The following is a 16,697-nucleotide window of genomic DNA, read 5'->3' as shown; positions in this document are numbered from 1 at the left end:
CCTGGAAACCTGATCACGTCAGGTAATCAGCGATTTTTCACTCGAACGTGTGTTTGGCGCAACCTTTCGAAAGCAACTACCGTTGGCTAGCTAGGGAGAGAACATCTCGAGAGGGGCCGACCGACGTGACCACCACCGCAGACAGCGCCACCATCACTGCCCAGGACCGCTCCCAGAGCCGACTCGAGCCGGTGCATGCCATGAATGACGCAGCCACGAACCAGGAGGGGCCCAAGCCCGCTCGCTCCCTGCCGGGCCGACCTCCAGGCATCCGCGCCGACAGCTCGGGGCTCACGGACCGGCAACGCAGGGTGATCGAGGTCATCAGGGACTCCGTGCAGCGGCGCGGCTACCCACCGTCGATGCGAGAGATCGGTCAGGCGGTCGGCCTCTCCAGCACTTCCTCGGTGGCCCACCAGCTGATGGCCCTGGAGCGCAAGGGCTTCCTCCGCCGCGACCCCCACCGCCCGCGCGCGTACGAGGTGCGCGGCTCGGACCAGCCGAGCAGCCAGCCCACGGACACCACCGGCAAGCCCGCCGCGTCGTACGTGCCGCTCGTCGGCCGCATCGCCGCCGGTGGTCCGATCCTCGCCGAGGAGTCGGTGGAGGACGTCTTCCCTCTCCCCCGGCAGCTCGTGGGCGATGGAGAGCTCTTCGTGCTGAAGGTCGTCGGTGACTCGATGATCGAGGCCGCGATCTGCGACGGCGACTGGGTCACGGTGCGCCGCCAGCCCGTCGCGGAGAACGGCGACATCGTGGCCGCCATGCTGGACGGCGAAGCCACGGTCAAGCGTTTCAAGCGCGAGGACGGGCACGTCTGGCTCCTCCCGCACAACTCCGCGTACCAGCCGATTCCCGGCGACGAGGCGACGATCCTCGGCAAGGTCGTGGCGGTGCTGCGGCGGGTGTGAGCCTGCGCTTCTGACCGGGCCCCGGAACCAACTGCGCCGGTTCCGGGGCCCTGCTGCGTCCAGGCTCGCAACGCCGCCCAGACTGTCTACGCCTCGGCCGCCTTGGCCGCGGCGTCGATCGCGGCAAGGGAGCGACGCGCCTGATTACGGTCCGTCGTGTACCAGAAGTCCGGCAGTGAGGCCCGCAGATAGCTGCCATAGCGCGCGGTGGCCAGCCGGGGGTCCAGGACGGCGACCACCCCGCGGTCCCCGGACGCGCGTACGAGACGCCCCGCGCCCTGCGCCATCAGGAGAGCCGCATGGGTGGCCGCGACGGCCATGAAGCCGTTGCCGCCGGCCTCGTCGACCGCCTTCTGGCGGGCGCTCATCAGCGGGTCGTCGGGGCGCGGGAACGGGATCTTGTCCATGATCACCAGCTGGCAGCTGGGGCCCGGCACGTCCACGCCCTGCCAGAGCGAGAGCGTCCCGAAGAGGCAGGTCTTCGCGTCTGCCGCGAAGCCCTTGATCAGCTCACCCAGGGTCTCCTCGCCCTGGAGGAGGATGGGCATGTCGAGCCGCTCCCGCAGCTCCTCCGCCGCGCTCTGAGCCGCTCGCATGGAGGAGAACAGGCCGAGCGTCCGGCCGCCTGCCGCCTCGATCAGCTCGGTCAGTTCATCGAGCATGTCGCCCCGCGTGCCCTCGCGGCCCGGACGGGCCAGGTGCTTGGCGACGTAGAGGATGCCCTGTTTGCCGTAGTCGAACGGGGAGCCGACGTCGAGGCCCTTCCACTGGGGCGCGTCGTCGGACTCGGCGCCCTCCGGGGCCAGGCCGAGCGACGCCCCGACGCCGTTGAAGTCGCCGCCGAGCTTGAGCGTGGCGGAGGTGAGGATCACCGAACGCTCGGTGAAGAGCTTCTCCCGAAGGAGGCCCGACACGGACATCGGGGCCACGCGCAGGGAGGCTCCGAAACGGTCGTGCCGCTCGTACCAGACGACGTCGTACTCGGAGCCGTTCGTGATGCGCTCCGCCACGTCGTGGATCGACTCCACGGAGGCGAGTGCTTGCTTGCGGACCGCGTCCTCGTCCTGGACCGACTTGTCCCGGGTGGAACCGAGCGCCGTGATGACCGTGCGCGCGGCGTCGCGCAGGGCCATCAGCGCGTACCCGAGGTCTTCGGGGATCTCTTCCAGGCGGCCCGGGAGGGCCAGCTCCATCAGCCGTTCGAAGCCTTCGGACGCTGTCTGGAGCTGGTCGGCAGCCTTTTCGTTGACAAGCTTGGCGGCTCGGCGGACCGCGCGGTTGACCTGACCGGGGGTGAGCTCGCCCGTGGCCACGCCGGTGACCCGGGAGACCAGCTCATGGGCCTCGTCCACGATCAGCACCTCGTGCTGGGGAAGGACAGGGGCGCCTTCGATGGCGTCGATGGCGAGCAGCGCGTGGTTGGTGACGACGACGTCGGCGAGCTTGGCGCGCTCACGGGCCGCCTCGGCGAAGCACTCCGCGCCGTACGCACACTTCGAGGCGCCGAGGCACTCTCTGGAGGAGACGGAGACCTGCGACCACGCTCGATCGGAGACGCCCGGGGTCAGGTCGTCCCGGTCGCCCGTCTCGGTCTCGTCGGCCCAGTCCCGCATCCTCAGGAGGTCCTGGCCCAGCTTGCTGGTGGGCGCTGCCGCCTCGAACTGGTCGAAGAGCCCTTCCTCCTCTTCCTGGGGCGCGCCTTCGTGGAGGCGGTGGAGGCACAGGTAGTTCGAGCGGCCCTTGAGCATCGCGAACTGGGGGCGGCGGCGCATCAGCGGATGCAGCGCGTCCACCGTGCGCGGAAGGTCACGCTCCACGAGCTGGCGCTGGAGGGCGAGTGTGGCGGTCGCGACCACGACGCGCTCCCCGTGCGCCAGGGCCGGCACGAGATAGCCGAGGGATTTGCCCGTGCCGGTGCCGGCCTGGACCAGCAGGTGGGAGCCGTCGTCGATCACCTCGGCGACGGCCTCGGCCATGGCCACTTGGCCAGGGCGTTCCGTGCCGCCGACAGCGGTGACGGCGGCGTGCAGGAGCTCGGGGAGGGAGGGCTTCGTCATAGCGCGACCACCCTACGGTGCCCCACTGACAATGCCGCGATCAAGGCTGGTGGAGAGGGTTGGGCACGGTGCCGTGCACGGCGGCGTGCGGACGCTCCGAGCGGTCGCGGTACCCGTCGAGGAGGAGCCGGTTCCGGTTGAGGCAGAGCCGCTCGATACGCGGTGTGAGCAGGTCGAACAGCTCGTACCGCTCCTTCATCTCCGGAGTACGCGCCTGGTGCCGGAGGATCTCGGCGCGCACGGCGAACCAGAAATCGGCCTCGGTCACGCCGAGTTGTTTCTCGCACAGCGGCGCCAGGTAGCGGAAAACGCCCACGAAGAGACCGGAGTGGATGAACTGGGTGAGGAAGTCGGGGGGCTCGGTGAGCAGTACGTCCCGCACGTCGCCGGGCATGGTGTCGTGCTCGGGCAGCCGCACGGCGCTGACGTTCACGTCGTCCACGAAGTCCTTGACCGCGAGGCGGACGGGCACGTCCTTGTCGTCGAAGACGACGATGGCGTTCTCCCCGTGCGGGGAGAACACGGTGCCGTAGCGGTAGAGGAAGTGCAGGAGCGGCGGCAGCAGAGCGGTGAAGAGCCGGCGCAGCCATACGGAGGGGGCGAGTCCCGAGCGTTCCACAAGCTCCGTGACGAAGGCCCTGCCGGCCGGGTCGACGTGCAGCAGCGAGGCAAGGGTGCGCGCGCGTTCGTCGGGGGCGAGATAGCGGGTGATCGGCTCGCGCCAGATGGCGCCGAGGAGTTCCCTGTACTGGTAGGGGACCTCCGGCAGCCCGTCGTACACAGGGTGTTCGACGGCCACCGACGCCACTTCGCCCAGGAGGATCACCCGGCACTCGTCGCGCAGGAAAGGGTCGATGTCGCGCAGGGTGTGCATCCACGCGGTGACGGCGGGCGCGGCGATCGTCCGCTCCGTGGGCAGTCCCCGCCAGACCAGTGTGTTGAGGACGGACAGCGGCAGCTTCACGGTGTGCCCGTCGGGGCGGGACGCGTTGAGGAACGTACGGATGGACTGCTGGGCAAGGCGTACGTCCCCGTCGCTGCCGAGCGGAACGATGGCATCCGCGGCGACGGACGGAGCGAAGAGCGGCAGTACGACCTCGTCCCACTGCCAAGGGTGCACCGGGAGATAGAGATACTCCTGGGGGGCGAGCCCGCGCGCGCGGAGTAAGTCCGCGAAGGCCTCCTGGGTGGGGGCAGGAAGCTCGCGGGCGTAGAGCTGCTGAGCGGTCTCCAGCCCGGCGACACCTCGGTACACCGCGAGGTCGGTGTGGACGGCGATCCAGGGGAGCGTCGTGGCGCGGCGGGCCTCCGGCGCCCAGAGGCCGGTGTCGGTCGCGGAGAAACCGATGCGCCCTTTGTTGAGGACGAGCCAGGGGTGGCCGGTCTGGTGGCCTTCGAGTTCCGCGTAACCGAGGTCGGCGAGTCGCGCCGCGTCGAGCGCGGTGTGGTCGATCAGGGCGTCGGCACTGAGGGTCACGCTGAGTTCACGGAGGAGGTGACCGAGCGTGGCGCCATCGAGTCCCAGAGTCCTGCGGGCGAGCGCGAGGAAGCGGAGGGGGTCACTGAGGGGCTGGGCCGCCGCACCGCTCTCGCTCAGGGTCAGGCTGGCGGGTTCCACGTGCCAGCCGCCGTACGCGCCACGGCGGGCGCGGAAGGTGAGGCAGGGGCTGTTGTGGTTGCCCTTGGGGTCGTGGTCGTGGTTGCCCTCATGGTCTTGATGTGGGCCGTAGTGGCGGTCCCGGTCTCTGCCCCGGGCTCGGGCCCGGCTCCGATCGTCGTCCCGGCCGTGGGTCCCGCTGCCGTGTCGGCCACGGTCCCCGTTGTGGTCACTGCCGCCGGGAGCGGTGGCTTCGGGTGGTGCGGCGGCCGCGTCCGGCTCGGCCGAGTCGAGGCGGAGACGGTAGGTACCCGTCTCACCCTCTATGCCCGGCTCGGACGTGATGACCGGCTCGGGCCTGATGATCTCCTCGTAGGCGAACTCGCCGATCATCTTGGCGAGCAGGCGGCGGCCGACTTCGCGCCATCTGTTCTGCGTCAGCTCGGGCGGGTCGTAGAGCGCGGCGGAGGGGTGGGAGATCGGGCTTGCGGACGGATTCGGCACGGGGACTCCTCAGTGAGGGAACCGGATCGGGTCGAGCATCGTTACTTTGAGTGATCAGGGCAGAGCACTGCGCGCCAGGCTCGGTCGCGGACCATGAGCGCCGCCCGCTTGTCGGGCAGGTCCACTTCGGCGGAGAAGCGGAAGCCGGCGCTCAGGAAGGCGGAGATGGAGGGGGTGTTGCGCAGGTCGGGTTCAGCGATGACACGTGCGCATGCAGGGCGGCGGTCGAGCACAAGATCGGCGACGGCTCTGAGCAGGGAAGTGCCGAGGCCGCGGCCGCGGTTGACGACGCCACCGATGAGGAGGTGGATTCCGGTGTCGTGTGGACGCGAGGGGTAGAGGCGGGCCAACGGGTCGAGGTCCGCCCGGTAGATCTCCCAGTAACTCATCGGCATGCCTTCGAGCACACCGAGACAGGGCACGCTGCGTCCATCTCCGTCGAGTTGGGGGCGCAGGTGCTCCGCAGTGACGCTTTCGGGTCCCGCCAGTTCCCAGAAGGCCGCCACGGCGGGGTCGTTCATCCACCGGCTGATCAGCGGGAGGTCGCGTTCGAGTCGGACAGGTACGAGTTGGAAGACCCCGACGTCAGTGGTGACCGGCCCCCAGGCGGCGATGCCGTCGAGGAGGTCCTCCACGGCCAGGGTGCCCGGAGCGGGGTCCGGGGCACGCTCGCCGTGCCCGACGTGACCTGCTCGCGGAGTTCGCTCGTCGCTCTCGGCCAGGAGGGCGACGAGCTCGTCGGGCAGGCGCAGGTCGAGGGTGTCCGCGCCGTCGGCGCCGGAGGCCACGGGTTCGGTACCGGCGTCGGTGCCTGCATCGGTGGGGGACACGGCGTCACTCCTGTCAGAAGAGTCAGAAGAGTCGGAAGGATCTGAGAGGCCTGGGGAGTCTGAAGGAGCTGAAGGGCCTGAAGGGTCTGAAGAGGTGGGGCACGTTCCTTAGGAGTGAAGGGGGTTGGTGATGGTGACGTACACGGATTGGGTGTCGACCGGGCCGACGAGTTCGTCGAGTCCGTGGAGCCGGGTCAGCAGATTGGCCTTGCACCGCAGCACGGGTGAGTCGAGCAGTGTCGCGGGCAGCGAGGTGCGCAGTGCGCGAGGGCCGGATGCGATGTCGCCGAGGAAACGTCGGAAGGCGGCGAGCAACAGCCGTTCGTCCGCGAGTCGTTCGGCTCCGAAGGCCCCGATCAGACCCAGGACGTTGTTGATGCCGAGGTAGTAGGCGAACCGCTCATCGGTCACCTCGTCCGAAACGAAGGTGTCGCTGTGGCGGCCGATGCCTGGGAGCCGCCGGTCGAGTTCGGCACGCCGGGACTCCCGGAAGTAGTAGCCCTGGTTGTCGCGGTAGCGGCCTCCGACGGGCCAGCCCTCGGCATCGAGAAGGAGGATGGTGTTCTGTTGGTGTGCTTCCAGGGCGACGCCCGCCTCGCTGTCCAGCCACAACACCGGGCGAACCACGGTCTCCAGGTAGCGAAGGAACCACTCGGTGGCGACGGCACCTCGGGAGCGGCCCGTTCGCCCCGCCAGCCTGGTCACGGTCTCGCCGAGCCGGGAGCGCACCAGGCGGTATTCCTGGCAGGCGGGCACGGCTGAAGGCTTGGGCGAAACGAGGCCCGCGACGCAGGTGGCGTCGTCCCCGGGGCTGAAGGGGTTGTGCCGGATCATGACGTCGAGTCCGGCCACGGGTACGCCATCACGGTCGTTGACGGCGAGCCACGCGGGGTCCCGGACGATGTCGAAGCAGGGGTGGACTGCCTGCCACTGCTTGGCGAGGCCGCTGCGCAGCAGCCGGTGGACTTCGACGCCGCGACGGAGTTCCTTGCGGAGGTTCTCACGACGGGAGTTGGTGATGCGTACGCCGAGCGAAAGCTTGAGCATGGCGGGCGCACCGGAGCGGTAAAGGGTGCGTACGGAGGAGGTGGGGTGCCAGGGGGCGCCGTGTGGGCCAAGGTCCTGGAGGAGACCGGCGTCGAGGAGTTCGGCCGCCGCGGGGCGGTGCCGGAGTTCGCGCATCTGCCAGGGGTGGACGGGCAGAGCGACGCGGCCGTCCGGCAACGGGAGCTCCGGGCCCGCGAGGCGGGCGGCGAGTTGTTCGGCCGGCAGCGGACGCCCACGTTCCGTCCAGGCCGAGTCCGCGGCGAGTACGGAGGGGTCGGCCGCCAGCCAGTGCAGTGCGAAGGCGCCGCGCAACTCCGGTGAATAGAGGCGCGATTCGGTGTCGGACAGGCCCTCGCGGCTCTTGGGGGTCGGATGGAGGGGGTGACCGAGGAGCAGCGATTGTTCGGCGGCGAGGAAAAGGTCGGGCTCGTCGGCCGGGCTGGTACGCCGGTCGGCGATGAACTGGGCGGTGCGGCGAACCGAGTCGGCCACCCGGCCGACCAGGTCGGCGCCGTCCACGGGTCCGGCCGGGGGCGTCGCAGTTGCGGAGGGCTGTGCTGTGGAGGGCTGCGCTGCGGGGAGCGGGGCTGAAGTAGAAGGGTGCGGTGGCCCTGGCCGGTTCGCCGCAGGCGCCGGGGTTGTCGAGCCTACCGGGGGTGACGGTTCCGCAGGGTTCGCTGCTGTCTCTGCGGGGGTCGCTGGTTCTGCTGGGGTCCCATCGCCTTCCCGGTGTCGGACTTCTGCCGAGCCGCTCGTGGCCGGGCCACTCGTGGCCGGGTCACTCGGGGCCGGGTCACTCGGGGCCGGGTCACTCGTGGCCGGGGCAGCCGTGGGTGACCCCGCATCGCGGCGTGCCGTTTCGCGGCCGAGGAGGGCGGCCACGGTCACGGCGTCGACGGGAGGGGCGCCGGCGGGGCCTTCCTCCAGATAGGGGAGGCCGAAGCGGTGCCAGCCGGTGGCTGACCAGTAGTGCACGGGGACGAGCAAGGCCGTGCCGCTGGCGGGGAGAGGGAGGCGCAGGGCGCCCTGCTCCGGGGCCGGGAGGTTGTTCTCCCTGACCCAGCAGCGCAGCAGGTTCTCGACGGCGGCCGCTTGCGCGGCAATGTGCGGGTCAGGGTGTTCCAGCAGGTCAGTGGCCGTGCCGTGCAAGTGCTCGGCCGCTTGGCCGCCACTTTTCTGCCGGGGGACCGTACTGGGCTCCGCGATCGACTGGGGTTGCGTGACGCATGTGCCTGGGGTGTCGAGTGGGGGGCGGCCATCGGGTGCGGGGGTGGCGTTCAAGAGGATTCCTTGGGGGGTTGTTCGGGCTCCGTGTGGCGACGGGTCCGGTGCATACCCGGCGCCTCGTGGCCGCCGCGGGCGGCCGGGGTCCGTCCTGGCTATCCGTGGTGGGCCCGCGCCGCGGTGGTCAGCGCGTCGGCGAGGCGGTCGAGAACCGCGGCCGCCTGTTCGTCGGTGATCGTCAGTGGAGGGAGGAGTCGTACAACGCTGGAGTGGCGGCCGCCGAGTTCGACGATGAGGCCGCGCCGCAAGCACTCGCGCTGCACGGCGGCGGCCAGTTGGGATGCGGGTGGGCGAGGGCGGGTAGCGGTCGGCAGATGGTCAGTGACCCCAGAGGCCCCAGGGCTCTCGACGGCCCCGGCTGCCTCAGCCTCCCCATAGGCCCCAGCAGAGGCGCCGGGCCCGACCGGCTCGCCTGACCCACCCGGCCCGCCCGACCCACCCGACTCCTCTGACTCGACGAGTTCGACGCCGATCATCAAGCCCCGGCCACGGACCTCGCCGATACAGGGGTGGGCCGCGGCCAGAGAGCGGAGTTGGGTGATCATGCGGGCGCCCAACGTGGCGGCGCGTTCGGCGAGGCCGTTCTCACGGACGTACGCGAGGGTCGCCGCCCCCGCCGCCATGGCGAGTTGGTTGCCGCGGAAGGTGCCCGCGTGGGCGCCGGGGGGCCAGACGTCGAGGTCGTCCCGGTAGATCACCACCGCGAGGGGCAGGCTGCCGCCGATCGCTTTGGAGAGCACCATCACGTCCGGTACGACACCGCTGTGCTCGACGGCCCAGAACGCGCCGGTGCGCCCGACGCCGGTCTGGACCTCGTCCGCGATGAGTGGGATGCCGCGCGCCTCGGTGATGTCACGCATCCGCCGCAGCCAGGCGTCGGGCGCCGGGAGGACACCGCCCTCGCCCTGAACGGGTTCGACGATCATGCCCGCCGGGGCCGGGACGCCCGACTTCGTGTCGTCGAGGAGGCTCTCGGTCCAGCGGGCGGAGAGTTCGGCACTGTGGGGACCGCCGAGGCCGAACGGACAGCGGTAGTCCTGTGGGTAGGGGAGGCGCGCGACCCGCACGTCCCGCGCGCCCCCGGAGACTTCGAGCGCACCGGCTGTCATGCCGTGGTAGCCGCCGGTGAAGGCCAGCATGCCGTCGCGTCCGGTGGCCGCGCGGACCAGTTTCAGCGCGGCCTCCACGGCGTCCGTTCCGGCGGGGCCGCAGAACTGGATGCGCGCACGTTCGGCGAGGCCGCGCGGCAGCGTGCTGAACAGCTCGGTGGTGAAGGCGTCCTTGACCGGTGTGGCGAGGTCAAGGATGTGCAGCGGCGCCCCCGAGTCGAGCACCTTCCTGATGGCTTCGAGCACCACGGGATGGTTGTGGCCAAGGGCCAGTGTCCCAGCACCCGAAAGGCAGTCGAGGTAGCGGCGCCCGTCCGCCCCCTCGATGGTCATGCCGCGCGCCCGCACCGGCACGATCGGCAGCGCCCTGGCGTAGGTACGCGCCGCCGATTCGCGCGCCGCCTGCCGCCGCAGGATGCCCTCCTGGGAGGCGGGCTGCGTCAGCGAGGAGTGGGCTGCCGGCCGCCCCACCGAATGCGTGACCGGCTGTACGGCTGATTGCGCAGCTGGTTGCGCGGCAGGCGGCGAGTAACCCCCAGACCGGACACGCTCCACAGCATCTTCGGAGCCCCCGGGCTGACCCAGCTCCCCCGGCTGACCCAGCCCCCCCGGCTGGCCCAGCTCCCCCGACTCCAGCGAACCCACCGACCCTCCTGGCCTCCCTAGCCCTCCCGGCTCCCCCGACCCTCCCTGCCCCCTCTGCCCTCCCGGCTCCAAAGACTGCGTTACAGAACATGCTGCGGACACCGCCGCGGGCGCTGGCTCGGTCACGGCCACGACTGTTGGTCCTCCCGCTGTGGACGAGCGCGGCCGGCCGTGGAAAGGGGTGAATCCGGATACCGGGTGAGCCCCATATGACCGAGCGCGCGGGCGAGTTGGCAGGGGAGATCAGCGCAGGCCGCGACTCCCCCGTACGTACCAACGACGGTGAACCCCGGGGATCACGGGTCATCGGAAGATCCTTGCCGTGACGGAACCGTTGCCCTTCCGTCGGCCGTCCCCAACGGCATCGGCATAGTGTGGGGGGCCGTTCGTCGGCGACAGGTGCGCCGCTCCCTCTGGTCACAGGGGATGCACGCCGGTGTGCGGCGGGTGCTCCGTACCCGGACGCCCAGCACGTCGAACGACGCACGGCAAACGACGCACGACGAACGATGCACCATGAACGATTTTCGAGGCCCAGGGGGAATCTCACGATGCGACCCATACGTCCGCTCCGCACCGCCCGCAGTGGGAGGAGCGCTCGCACCAGAACCTCCCCCGTGGCGGCCGCGGTGGCGCTCGGCGCGGCGCTCGTACTGACCGCCACGGCTTGCGGCCCCTCCGAGGACAACGCCGGCGGCGACTCGTCCGCGGCGCAGCCCGGTGACAGTGAGGGCGGCGGCGGCAGCGACGACAAGATCCAGATACCCGCGGACCTCCAGGACCGGCTCAAGGAGCACGGGATCGACCTGGACAAGTGGAAGAACGGCGCCTGGAAGAACTGGGACAAGGACGACTGGCTGCGCGAGGCCGGCGACTTCGTCAACCCGATCATCGAGGACCTGTGGGACCCCGACCGGATGCGGGACGCCGACAAGAACCCGGACCGCAGCGTCGACGACAGTGACATCTCCGGCGACCAGGGCGTCACCGACCCGACCCCCGAGCCCGTCGAGGCGGCCGCCGTGAAGGCGCCCTATCACGACCAGGCAGCCGAGTCGGGCAAGCTCTTCTTCGACGGCCCCGAGGGTTCGATGGTCTGCTCCGCGACCGTCATCAAGGACCCGGCCCACCCGGGCAAGTCCAACATGGTGTGGACCGCGGGCCACTGTGTGCACGCCGGCGCCCAGGGCGGCTGGTACCGCAACATGGTCTTCGTCCCCTCGTACAACGACAGCGGCAAGTCGGCCGAGGAGCTGAAGAACGCTCCCAAGGAAGAGGTCGCTCCGTATGGCGTCTGGTGGGGTGACTGGGCGCAGACCTCCGACCAGTGGATCGAGCAGGGTGGTCCGACGGGCGGCAAGGGCGCGCCGTACGACTTCGCGGTGATTCACGTGGCGCCCGAGAAGGGCAGCGAGGGCAAGTCGCTGGAGGAGACCGTCGGTTCGGCGCTCCCGGTGGACTTCAACGCCCCGGCGGTTCCGCGGATCAAGACCATGACGGCCACCGGTTACCCGGCGGCGCCGCCCTTCGACGGCCAGAAGCTGTTCCAGTGCGCCGACAAGCCGGGCCGGCTCTCGCTCACCAAGCCCGACCCGACGATGTACCGCATCGGCTGCACCATGACCGGCGGCTCGTCCGGCGGTGGCTGGGTGGCGCAGGGCCAGGACGGCAAGCCCGCCCTGGTCTCGAACACCTCCATCGGTCCGGTGACGGCGGGCTGGCTGGCCGGTCCGCGCCTGGGCAAGGAGGCCAAGGGCATCTACACCGCGGTCAGCAAGAAGTTCGCCGGGCAGTAAGCCGGTCGGCCCCTTGGCCGATCGGACTTCGGGCACGTCAGGCCGCTCGCACCACATGCCGTACGGCGGCGGGGTCGCCGGAAACCTTCACGACCCCGCCGCTGTTCGTCCCCAATCTCACAGGCATAGTGGGGTGTTGTGTCAACACGGGATGCCCCGGACTCCCCCGGGGCCACGCATGACACGTACATGGCAACTCGTCCATGGCAATCCGTACATGGCAATACCGCAATTCACGTTCTATCGGGGGTAACAGCACCATGCGTTCCACTCGTGCGCTCTTCGCGCGCAGCCGCGGACAGCGCGCCGCACTCGCCGCCACCGGACTCGCAGCGACCCTGGCGCTCACCGCCACGGCCTGCGGCCCGAGCGAGGACAAGGCGAGTGACAAGCCGGACGCCGCCGCCTCCCAGGAATCCGGAGGCTCCGACGCCGGTTCCGAGGGAGGCAACTCCGAGCTGCCCGGTCAGCTTGCCGACAAGCTCAAGAAGCACGGCATCGACCCGGACAAGTGGAAGAACGGCGCCTGGAAGAACTGGGACAAGGACGACTGGCTGCGCGAGTCCAAGGACTTCGTCAATCCGGTCATCGCCGGGCTCTGGAAGCCCGAGAGGATGAAGAAGGCCAAGGACCCGAACAAGACGATCGCCGCGAAGGACGCAAGCGCCGACCAGGGCGCGACCGACCCCGCCCCGACGCCGGTCCGGGCCAAGCCCGAGAAGACGCCGTACCACGAGAACGCGGCACCCGTCGGCAAGATCTTCTTCGACTCCCCCGAGGGCTCGATGGTCTGCTCCGGCACCGTCGTGAAGGACCCCCGCAACCCGGGCAAGTCCAACCTCGTGTGGACCGCGGGTCACTGCGTGCACGCCGGCGCCGAGGGCGGCTGGTACCGCAACATCGCGTTCGTGCCCTCCTACAACGACCTCGGCAAGTCCGAGGCCCAGCTGGGGACCGCGACTTCGCAGGAAGTCGCCCCCTACGGCCAGTACTGGGCGGACTGGGTCTCGACCTCCAACGAGTGGATCAACGAGGGCGGCCCGACGGGCGGCGCAGGTGCGACGCACGACTACGCCGTGATGCACGTGAAGCCGGAGCAGGGCGGCAAGTCCCTTGAGGAGACCGTGGGCAACGCGCTCGACGTCGACTTCTCGGCCCCGGCCACGCAGACCGTCAGCTCGATGGGCGCCTGGGGCTACCCGGCCGCTCCCCCGTACAACGGACTGATCATGCACAAGTGCGTGGACAAGCCGGGCCGTCTCTCGCTGTCACCGAGCCTGCCGACGATGTACCGCATCGGCTGCACCATGACCGGCGGCTCGTCCGGTGGCGGCTGGTTCCGTGCGGTGGGCGGCAAGACCAAGCTCGTGTCGAACACCTCCATCGGTCCGGCCGAGAACACCTGGCTGGCGGGACCGCAGCTGGGCAGGGGCGCCGAGCAGGTCTACGACATGATGAGCAAGAAGTACGGCTCGCAGTAGCAGCCCCGCGGATCACCCCTCTGGTCACCCCGCAGGTCGCGCCCCCCCGGCGGCCTCGGGGCACCCACCATCGCCTGACCTCGCCTGAACACGGCGAAGGCCCGAGGCCCGCCCCTGCGAGAGGGGGCAGGCCTCGGGCCTTCGCCGTTTGCCGACCGGGTCAGAACCGTGCTCGGTCCGGCTGCCGTCAGCGAGTGACCGGTACGTACGGCCCGAGTTCCGCGGCGAGTTCCTCGTGCACCCGCGCCTTGAGCAGGGTGCCCTCGGCGGTGTGCTCCTCGGAGAGCACCTCGCCCTCGGCGTGCGCACGCGAGATCAGCTGGCCGTGGGTGTACGGGACGAGGGCCTCGATCTCGACCTCGGGCCGCGGCAGCTCGCTGTCGATCAGCGCGAGGAGTTCCGCGATACCGGCGCCGGTGCGCGCCGAGACCGCGATCGCGTGCTTCTCGTTCCGCATCAGTCGCTGGAGGACGAGCGGGTCCGCCGCGTCCGCCTTGTTGATCACCACGACCTCGGGCACATCGGTGGCGCCCACATCGCGGAACACCTCGCGCACGGCGGCCAGCTGCTCCTCCGGCACCGGGTGCGAACCGTCCACCACATGCAGGATGAGGTCGGAGTCGGCGACCTCCTCCATCGTGGAGCGGAACGCCTCGACGAGGTGGTGCGGCAGGTGCCGTACGAACCCGACGGTGTCGGCCAGGGTGTAGACCCGGCCGGTCGGCGTCTCGGCCCGGCGCACGGTCGGGTCGAGGGTGGCGAACAGCGCGTTCTCCACCAGGACGCCCGCGCCCGTGAGGCGGTTGAGGAGCGAGGACTTGCCCGCGTTCGTGTATCCGGCGATGGCGACCGAAGGCACCTTGTTGCGCCGGCGCTCCTGTCGCTTGAGGTCGCGGCCCGTCTTCATCTCCGCGATCTCACGGCGCATCTTCGCCATCTTCTCGCGAATCCGTCGCCGGTCCGTCTCGATCTTGGTCTCACCGGGACCACGGGTGGCCATGCCGCCACCGCCGCCGCCACCCATCTGACGGGAGAGCGACTGACCCCAGCCGCGGAGCCTCGGCAGCATGTACTGCATCTGCGCCAGGGCGACCTGCGCCTTGCCCTCTCGGGACTTGGCGTGCTGGGCGAAGATGTCGAGGATCAGGGCGGTCCTGTCGACCACCTTAACCTTCACCACGTCTTCGAGGTGGATCAGCTGGCCGGGGCTCAGCTCACCGTCGCAGACGACGGTGTCGGCGCCCGTCTCGAGCACGATGTCCCGCAGCTCAAGAGCCTTGCCGGAGCCGATGTACGTCGCCGGGTCCGGCTTGTCGCGGCGCTGGATGACGCCGTCGAGCACGAGCGCGCCCGCGGTCTCCGCGAGAGCCGCCAGCTCGGCGAGGGAGTTCTCCGCATCATCCACGGTCCCGGAGGTCCACACGCCGACGAGGACCACACGCTCCAGGCGGAGCTGGCGGTACTCGACTTCGGTGACGTCCTCGAGCTCGGTGGAGAGTCCGGCGACGCGGCGCAGAGCCGCACGCTCGGAGCGTTCGAGCTGGTCGCCGTCCCGCTCTCCGTCGATCTCGTGGCTCCAGGCGACGTCCTCTTCCATCAGGGCATCGGCCCGAAGACCTTCGGGGTAGTTCTGCGCGAAGCTCTGTGCGTCCTGGGAAGGGGAAGAAGAGGAGGTCATTGGATCCTTACGTCGATACGTCGATGGAATACGGACGGATTCCTGATCCGTCGCCGACGGATGCGTCACCCGTCACAGTCGACAACGCCCGAGCCGGCCCGGAGATTCCCGGGCGCGGCCTCGGCCGACCCTGAGATGTCCCCGAGGGGAAGCCCCTGAGGCCGGACCAGCCGTGCCGTCGACCTGACGATGGTTGCACGGCACGGGCCGTCTCGTCACCTGTGTTTTCCCGGCCGGAAAGCGTCGCCGGGTACTTACTTCCCTTCCGGCGCTCCGGTACGCCAGTCCGGGTGCCCCGGCATGGGCGGCGTCTTCTCCCCGTACAGCCAGGCGTCGAAGAATCCTCCCAGGTCACGGCCTGCGACCTCGGAGGCGAGCCGCACGAAGTCGGCCGTGGTGGCGTTGCCGTCGCGGTGGATGTGCACCCACTGCCGCTCAAGGTGTTCGAAGGCGCGGCGTCCGATCTCCTGGCGCAGTGCGTAGAGAACCAGGGCGCTGCCGTCGTAGACGACGGGTCGGAAGAGGCTGATCTTCTGCCCGGGCGCGGGCGTCTTGGGCCTGGCGGGCGGCCCGCCGGCCGCGCGCCAGCCGTCCGAACGGCGGTAGGCCGTCTTCATCCGGTCCTCCAGGGGCCGCTTCGACTTCTCCTCGGCGTAGAGGGCCTCGTACCAGGTGGCGTGTCCTTCGTTGAGCCAGACGTCCGACCAGGTCCGCGGGGTCACGCTGTCGCCGAACCACTGGTGGGCCAGTTCGTGCACCATGATCGCGTCGACGTACCACTCCGGGTACTCGGGGCGGGTGAAGATATCTCTCTCGAAGAGAGAGAGCGTCTGTGTCTCCAGTTCGAAGCCGGTGCGCGCGTCGGCGACCAGGACGCCGTAGGTCTCGAAGGGGTAGCGCCCGACCTTCTTCTCCATCCAGTCGAGCTGGCCGGGCGTCTTCTTCAGCCAGCGCTCCAGGAGCTTGCGGTCCTTGGTGGGCACCACATCGCGTACGGGAAGGCCGTGCGGGCCCTCGCGGTGGACCACGGTGGAACGCCCGATCGACACCTGTGCCAGCTCGGTCGCCATGGGGTGGTGGGTGCGGTACGCCCAGGTGGTGGTCCCGTCGGCGTCGCGGGCCGTGGCGACCGACAGGCCGTTCGCCACGGCGGTGAGCCCCTTTGGGGTCGTCACGCGGAACGTGAACGCCGCCTTGTCCGCCGGATGGTCGTTGCACGGGAAGACCAAGTGGGCGGCGTCCGCCTGGTTCGCCATGGCGAGCCCGTCGCCCGTGCGCACCCAGCCGCTCTGGGCGTCCTCGGTGGAGACGGGGTCACTGGTGTGCCGGATGGTGATCCGCAGCCGCTCGCCGGGCCCGAGCGGTGCGGACGGCGTGAGCACCAGGTCCTCGCCGGTGCTGTCGAAGCGGGCCTTCTCGCCGTTGACCTCGGCGGATCGGACCTTGCTGTGCGTGAAGTCGAGGTTCACGCGCTCCAGGGGCGCCGTGACCCGGGCGTCGATCTTGGTGACGGCGTCCAGCGGCTTGCGGTTGTCGCCGCGATAGGTGAAGGCGATGTCGTACGAGTCCACGTCGTACCCGGGGTTGCCCAGGTGCGGGAAGAGCGGGTCGCCGATGCCGAGCGGGGCGGCCGGGGACGGTGCGCTCGCCGCGACGAGGGCGGCGGACGCGGTCGCCGCGATCAGTGCCGCGGCGATACGGGGGGTGCGGAGGGCCTTCGGCCGCGCGGCCGTGGTCCGAGGGGTGAGCAGCATGTCC

At 70.2% G+C, this 16,697-nt stretch carries 10 protein-coding genes; 3 read left to right on the top strand and 7 right to left on the bottom strand.

Going from position 1 to position 16,697, the window contains the following annotated elements:
* Nucleotides 1–125 precede the first annotated feature (125 nt).
* On the top strand, nucleotides 126–911 hold the full coding sequence (gene lexA / locus J2N69_RS27685) for a transcriptional repressor LexA (RefSeq protein ID WP_223777175.1): 786 nt from the start codon (nucleotides 126–128) through the stop codon (nucleotides 909–911).
* Between the two features lie 86 nt (nucleotides 912–997).
* Here lexA and J2N69_RS27680 read toward each other — a convergent pair whose 3' ends face one another.
* The 5 genes from J2N69_RS27680 to J2N69_RS27660 all read right to left on the bottom strand — a co-directional run bounded on the left by J2N69_RS27680 (nucleotide 998) and on the right by J2N69_RS27660 (nucleotide 9,810).
* Complete coding sequence (locus J2N69_RS27680) at nucleotides 998–2,968, bottom strand: ATP-dependent DNA helicase (RefSeq protein ID WP_230903116.1); 1,971 nt, start codon at nucleotides 2,966–2,968, stop codon at nucleotides 998–1,000.
* A 40-nt stretch (nucleotides 2,969–3,008) separates the two neighbouring features.
* Nucleotides 3,009–5,069: an IucA/IucC family protein gene (locus J2N69_RS27675; protein ID WP_330166832.1), complete on the bottom strand. Its 2,061-nt coding sequence runs from the start codon at nucleotides 5,067–5,069 to the stop codon at nucleotides 3,009–3,011.
* Nucleotides 5,070–5,110: 41 nt separating this feature from the next.
* Nucleotides 5,111–5,899: a GNAT family N-acetyltransferase gene (locus J2N69_RS27670; RefSeq protein ID WP_230903115.1), complete on the bottom strand. Its 789-nt coding sequence runs from the start codon at nucleotides 5,897–5,899 to the stop codon at nucleotides 5,111–5,113.
* A 108-nt stretch (nucleotides 5,900–6,007) separates the two neighbouring features.
* The gene (locus J2N69_RS27665; protein ID WP_408056815.1) at nucleotides 6,008–8,227 is read right to left on the bottom strand and encodes an IucA/IucC family protein; all 2,220 of its coding nucleotides are present in this window, start codon (nucleotides 8,225–8,227) and stop codon (nucleotides 6,008–6,010) included.
* Nucleotides 8,228–8,325: 98 nt separating this feature from the next.
* Nucleotides 8,326–9,810 (bottom strand): diaminobutyrate--2-oxoglutarate transaminase family protein, encoded by a 1,485-nt coding sequence (locus tag J2N69_RS27660; RefSeq protein WP_230903113.1) that lies wholly within the window; start codon nucleotides 9,808–9,810, stop codon nucleotides 8,326–8,328.
* 725 nt (nucleotides 9,811–10,535) lie between these two features.
* Here J2N69_RS27660 and J2N69_RS27655 point away from each other — a divergent pair.
* Together J2N69_RS27655 and J2N69_RS27650 are read left to right on the top strand one after the other, a co-directional pair.
* On the top strand, nucleotides 10,536–11,780 hold the full coding sequence (locus J2N69_RS27655) for a trypsin-like serine peptidase (RefSeq protein ID WP_230903112.1): 1,245 nt from the start codon (nucleotides 10,536–10,538) through the stop codon (nucleotides 11,778–11,780).
* A gap of 260 nt (nucleotides 11,781–12,040) precedes the next feature.
* Nucleotides 12,041–13,261, top strand: a complete 1,221-nt coding sequence (locus J2N69_RS27650) for a trypsin-like serine peptidase (protein ID WP_230903111.1) — start codon at nucleotides 12,041–12,043, stop codon at nucleotides 13,259–13,261.
* Nucleotides 13,262–13,448: 187 nt separating this feature from the next.
* Here J2N69_RS27650 and hflX read toward each other — a convergent pair whose 3' ends face one another.
* Nucleotides 13,449–14,939 (bottom strand): GTPase HflX, encoded by a 1,491-nt coding sequence (gene hflX, locus J2N69_RS27645; protein ID WP_230903110.1) that lies wholly within the window; start codon nucleotides 14,937–14,939, stop codon nucleotides 13,449–13,451.
* Nucleotides 14,940–15,193: 254 nt separating this feature from the next.
* A complete protein-coding gene (locus tag J2N69_RS27640) occupies nucleotides 15,194–16,693 on the bottom strand; it encodes a M1 family metallopeptidase (RefSeq protein WP_230903109.1) in 1,500 nt (499 codons plus the stop codon).
* Nucleotides 16,694–16,697: the final 4 nt, after the last annotated feature.

Origin of the sequence: Streptomyces huasconensis (genome assembly GCF_021028635.1) — a bacterium.
In the GTDB taxonomy this organism is placed as follows: domain Bacteria; phylum Actinomycetota; class Actinomycetes; order Streptomycetales; family Streptomycetaceae; genus Streptomyces; species Streptomyces huasconensis.
The sequence above is the reverse complement of the archived record's forward strand: the minus strand, read 5'-3'. Positions and strand labels throughout refer to the sequence as shown.

Bases quoted from the DNA above. Each gene is read 5' to 3' on its own strand.
- hflX (WP_230903110.1), bottom strand. From the start codon at position 14,939: ATGACCTCCTCTTCTTCCCCTTCCCAGGACGCACAGAGCTTCGCGCAG.
- J2N69_RS27680 (WP_230903116.1), bottom strand. From the start codon at position 2,968: ATGACGAAGCCCTCCCTCCCCGAGCTCCTGCACGCCGCCGTCACCGCT.
- J2N69_RS27655 (WP_230903112.1), top strand. From the start codon at position 10,536: ATGCGACCCATACGTCCGCTCCGCACCGCCCGCAGTGGGAGGAGCGCT.
- J2N69_RS27650 (WP_230903111.1), top strand. From the start codon at position 12,041: ATGCGTTCCACTCGTGCGCTCTTCGCGCGCAGCCGCGGACAGCGCGCC.
- J2N69_RS27640 (WP_230903109.1), bottom strand. From the start codon at position 16,693: ATGCTGCTCACCCCTCGGACCACGGCCGCGCGGCCGAAGGCCCTCCGC.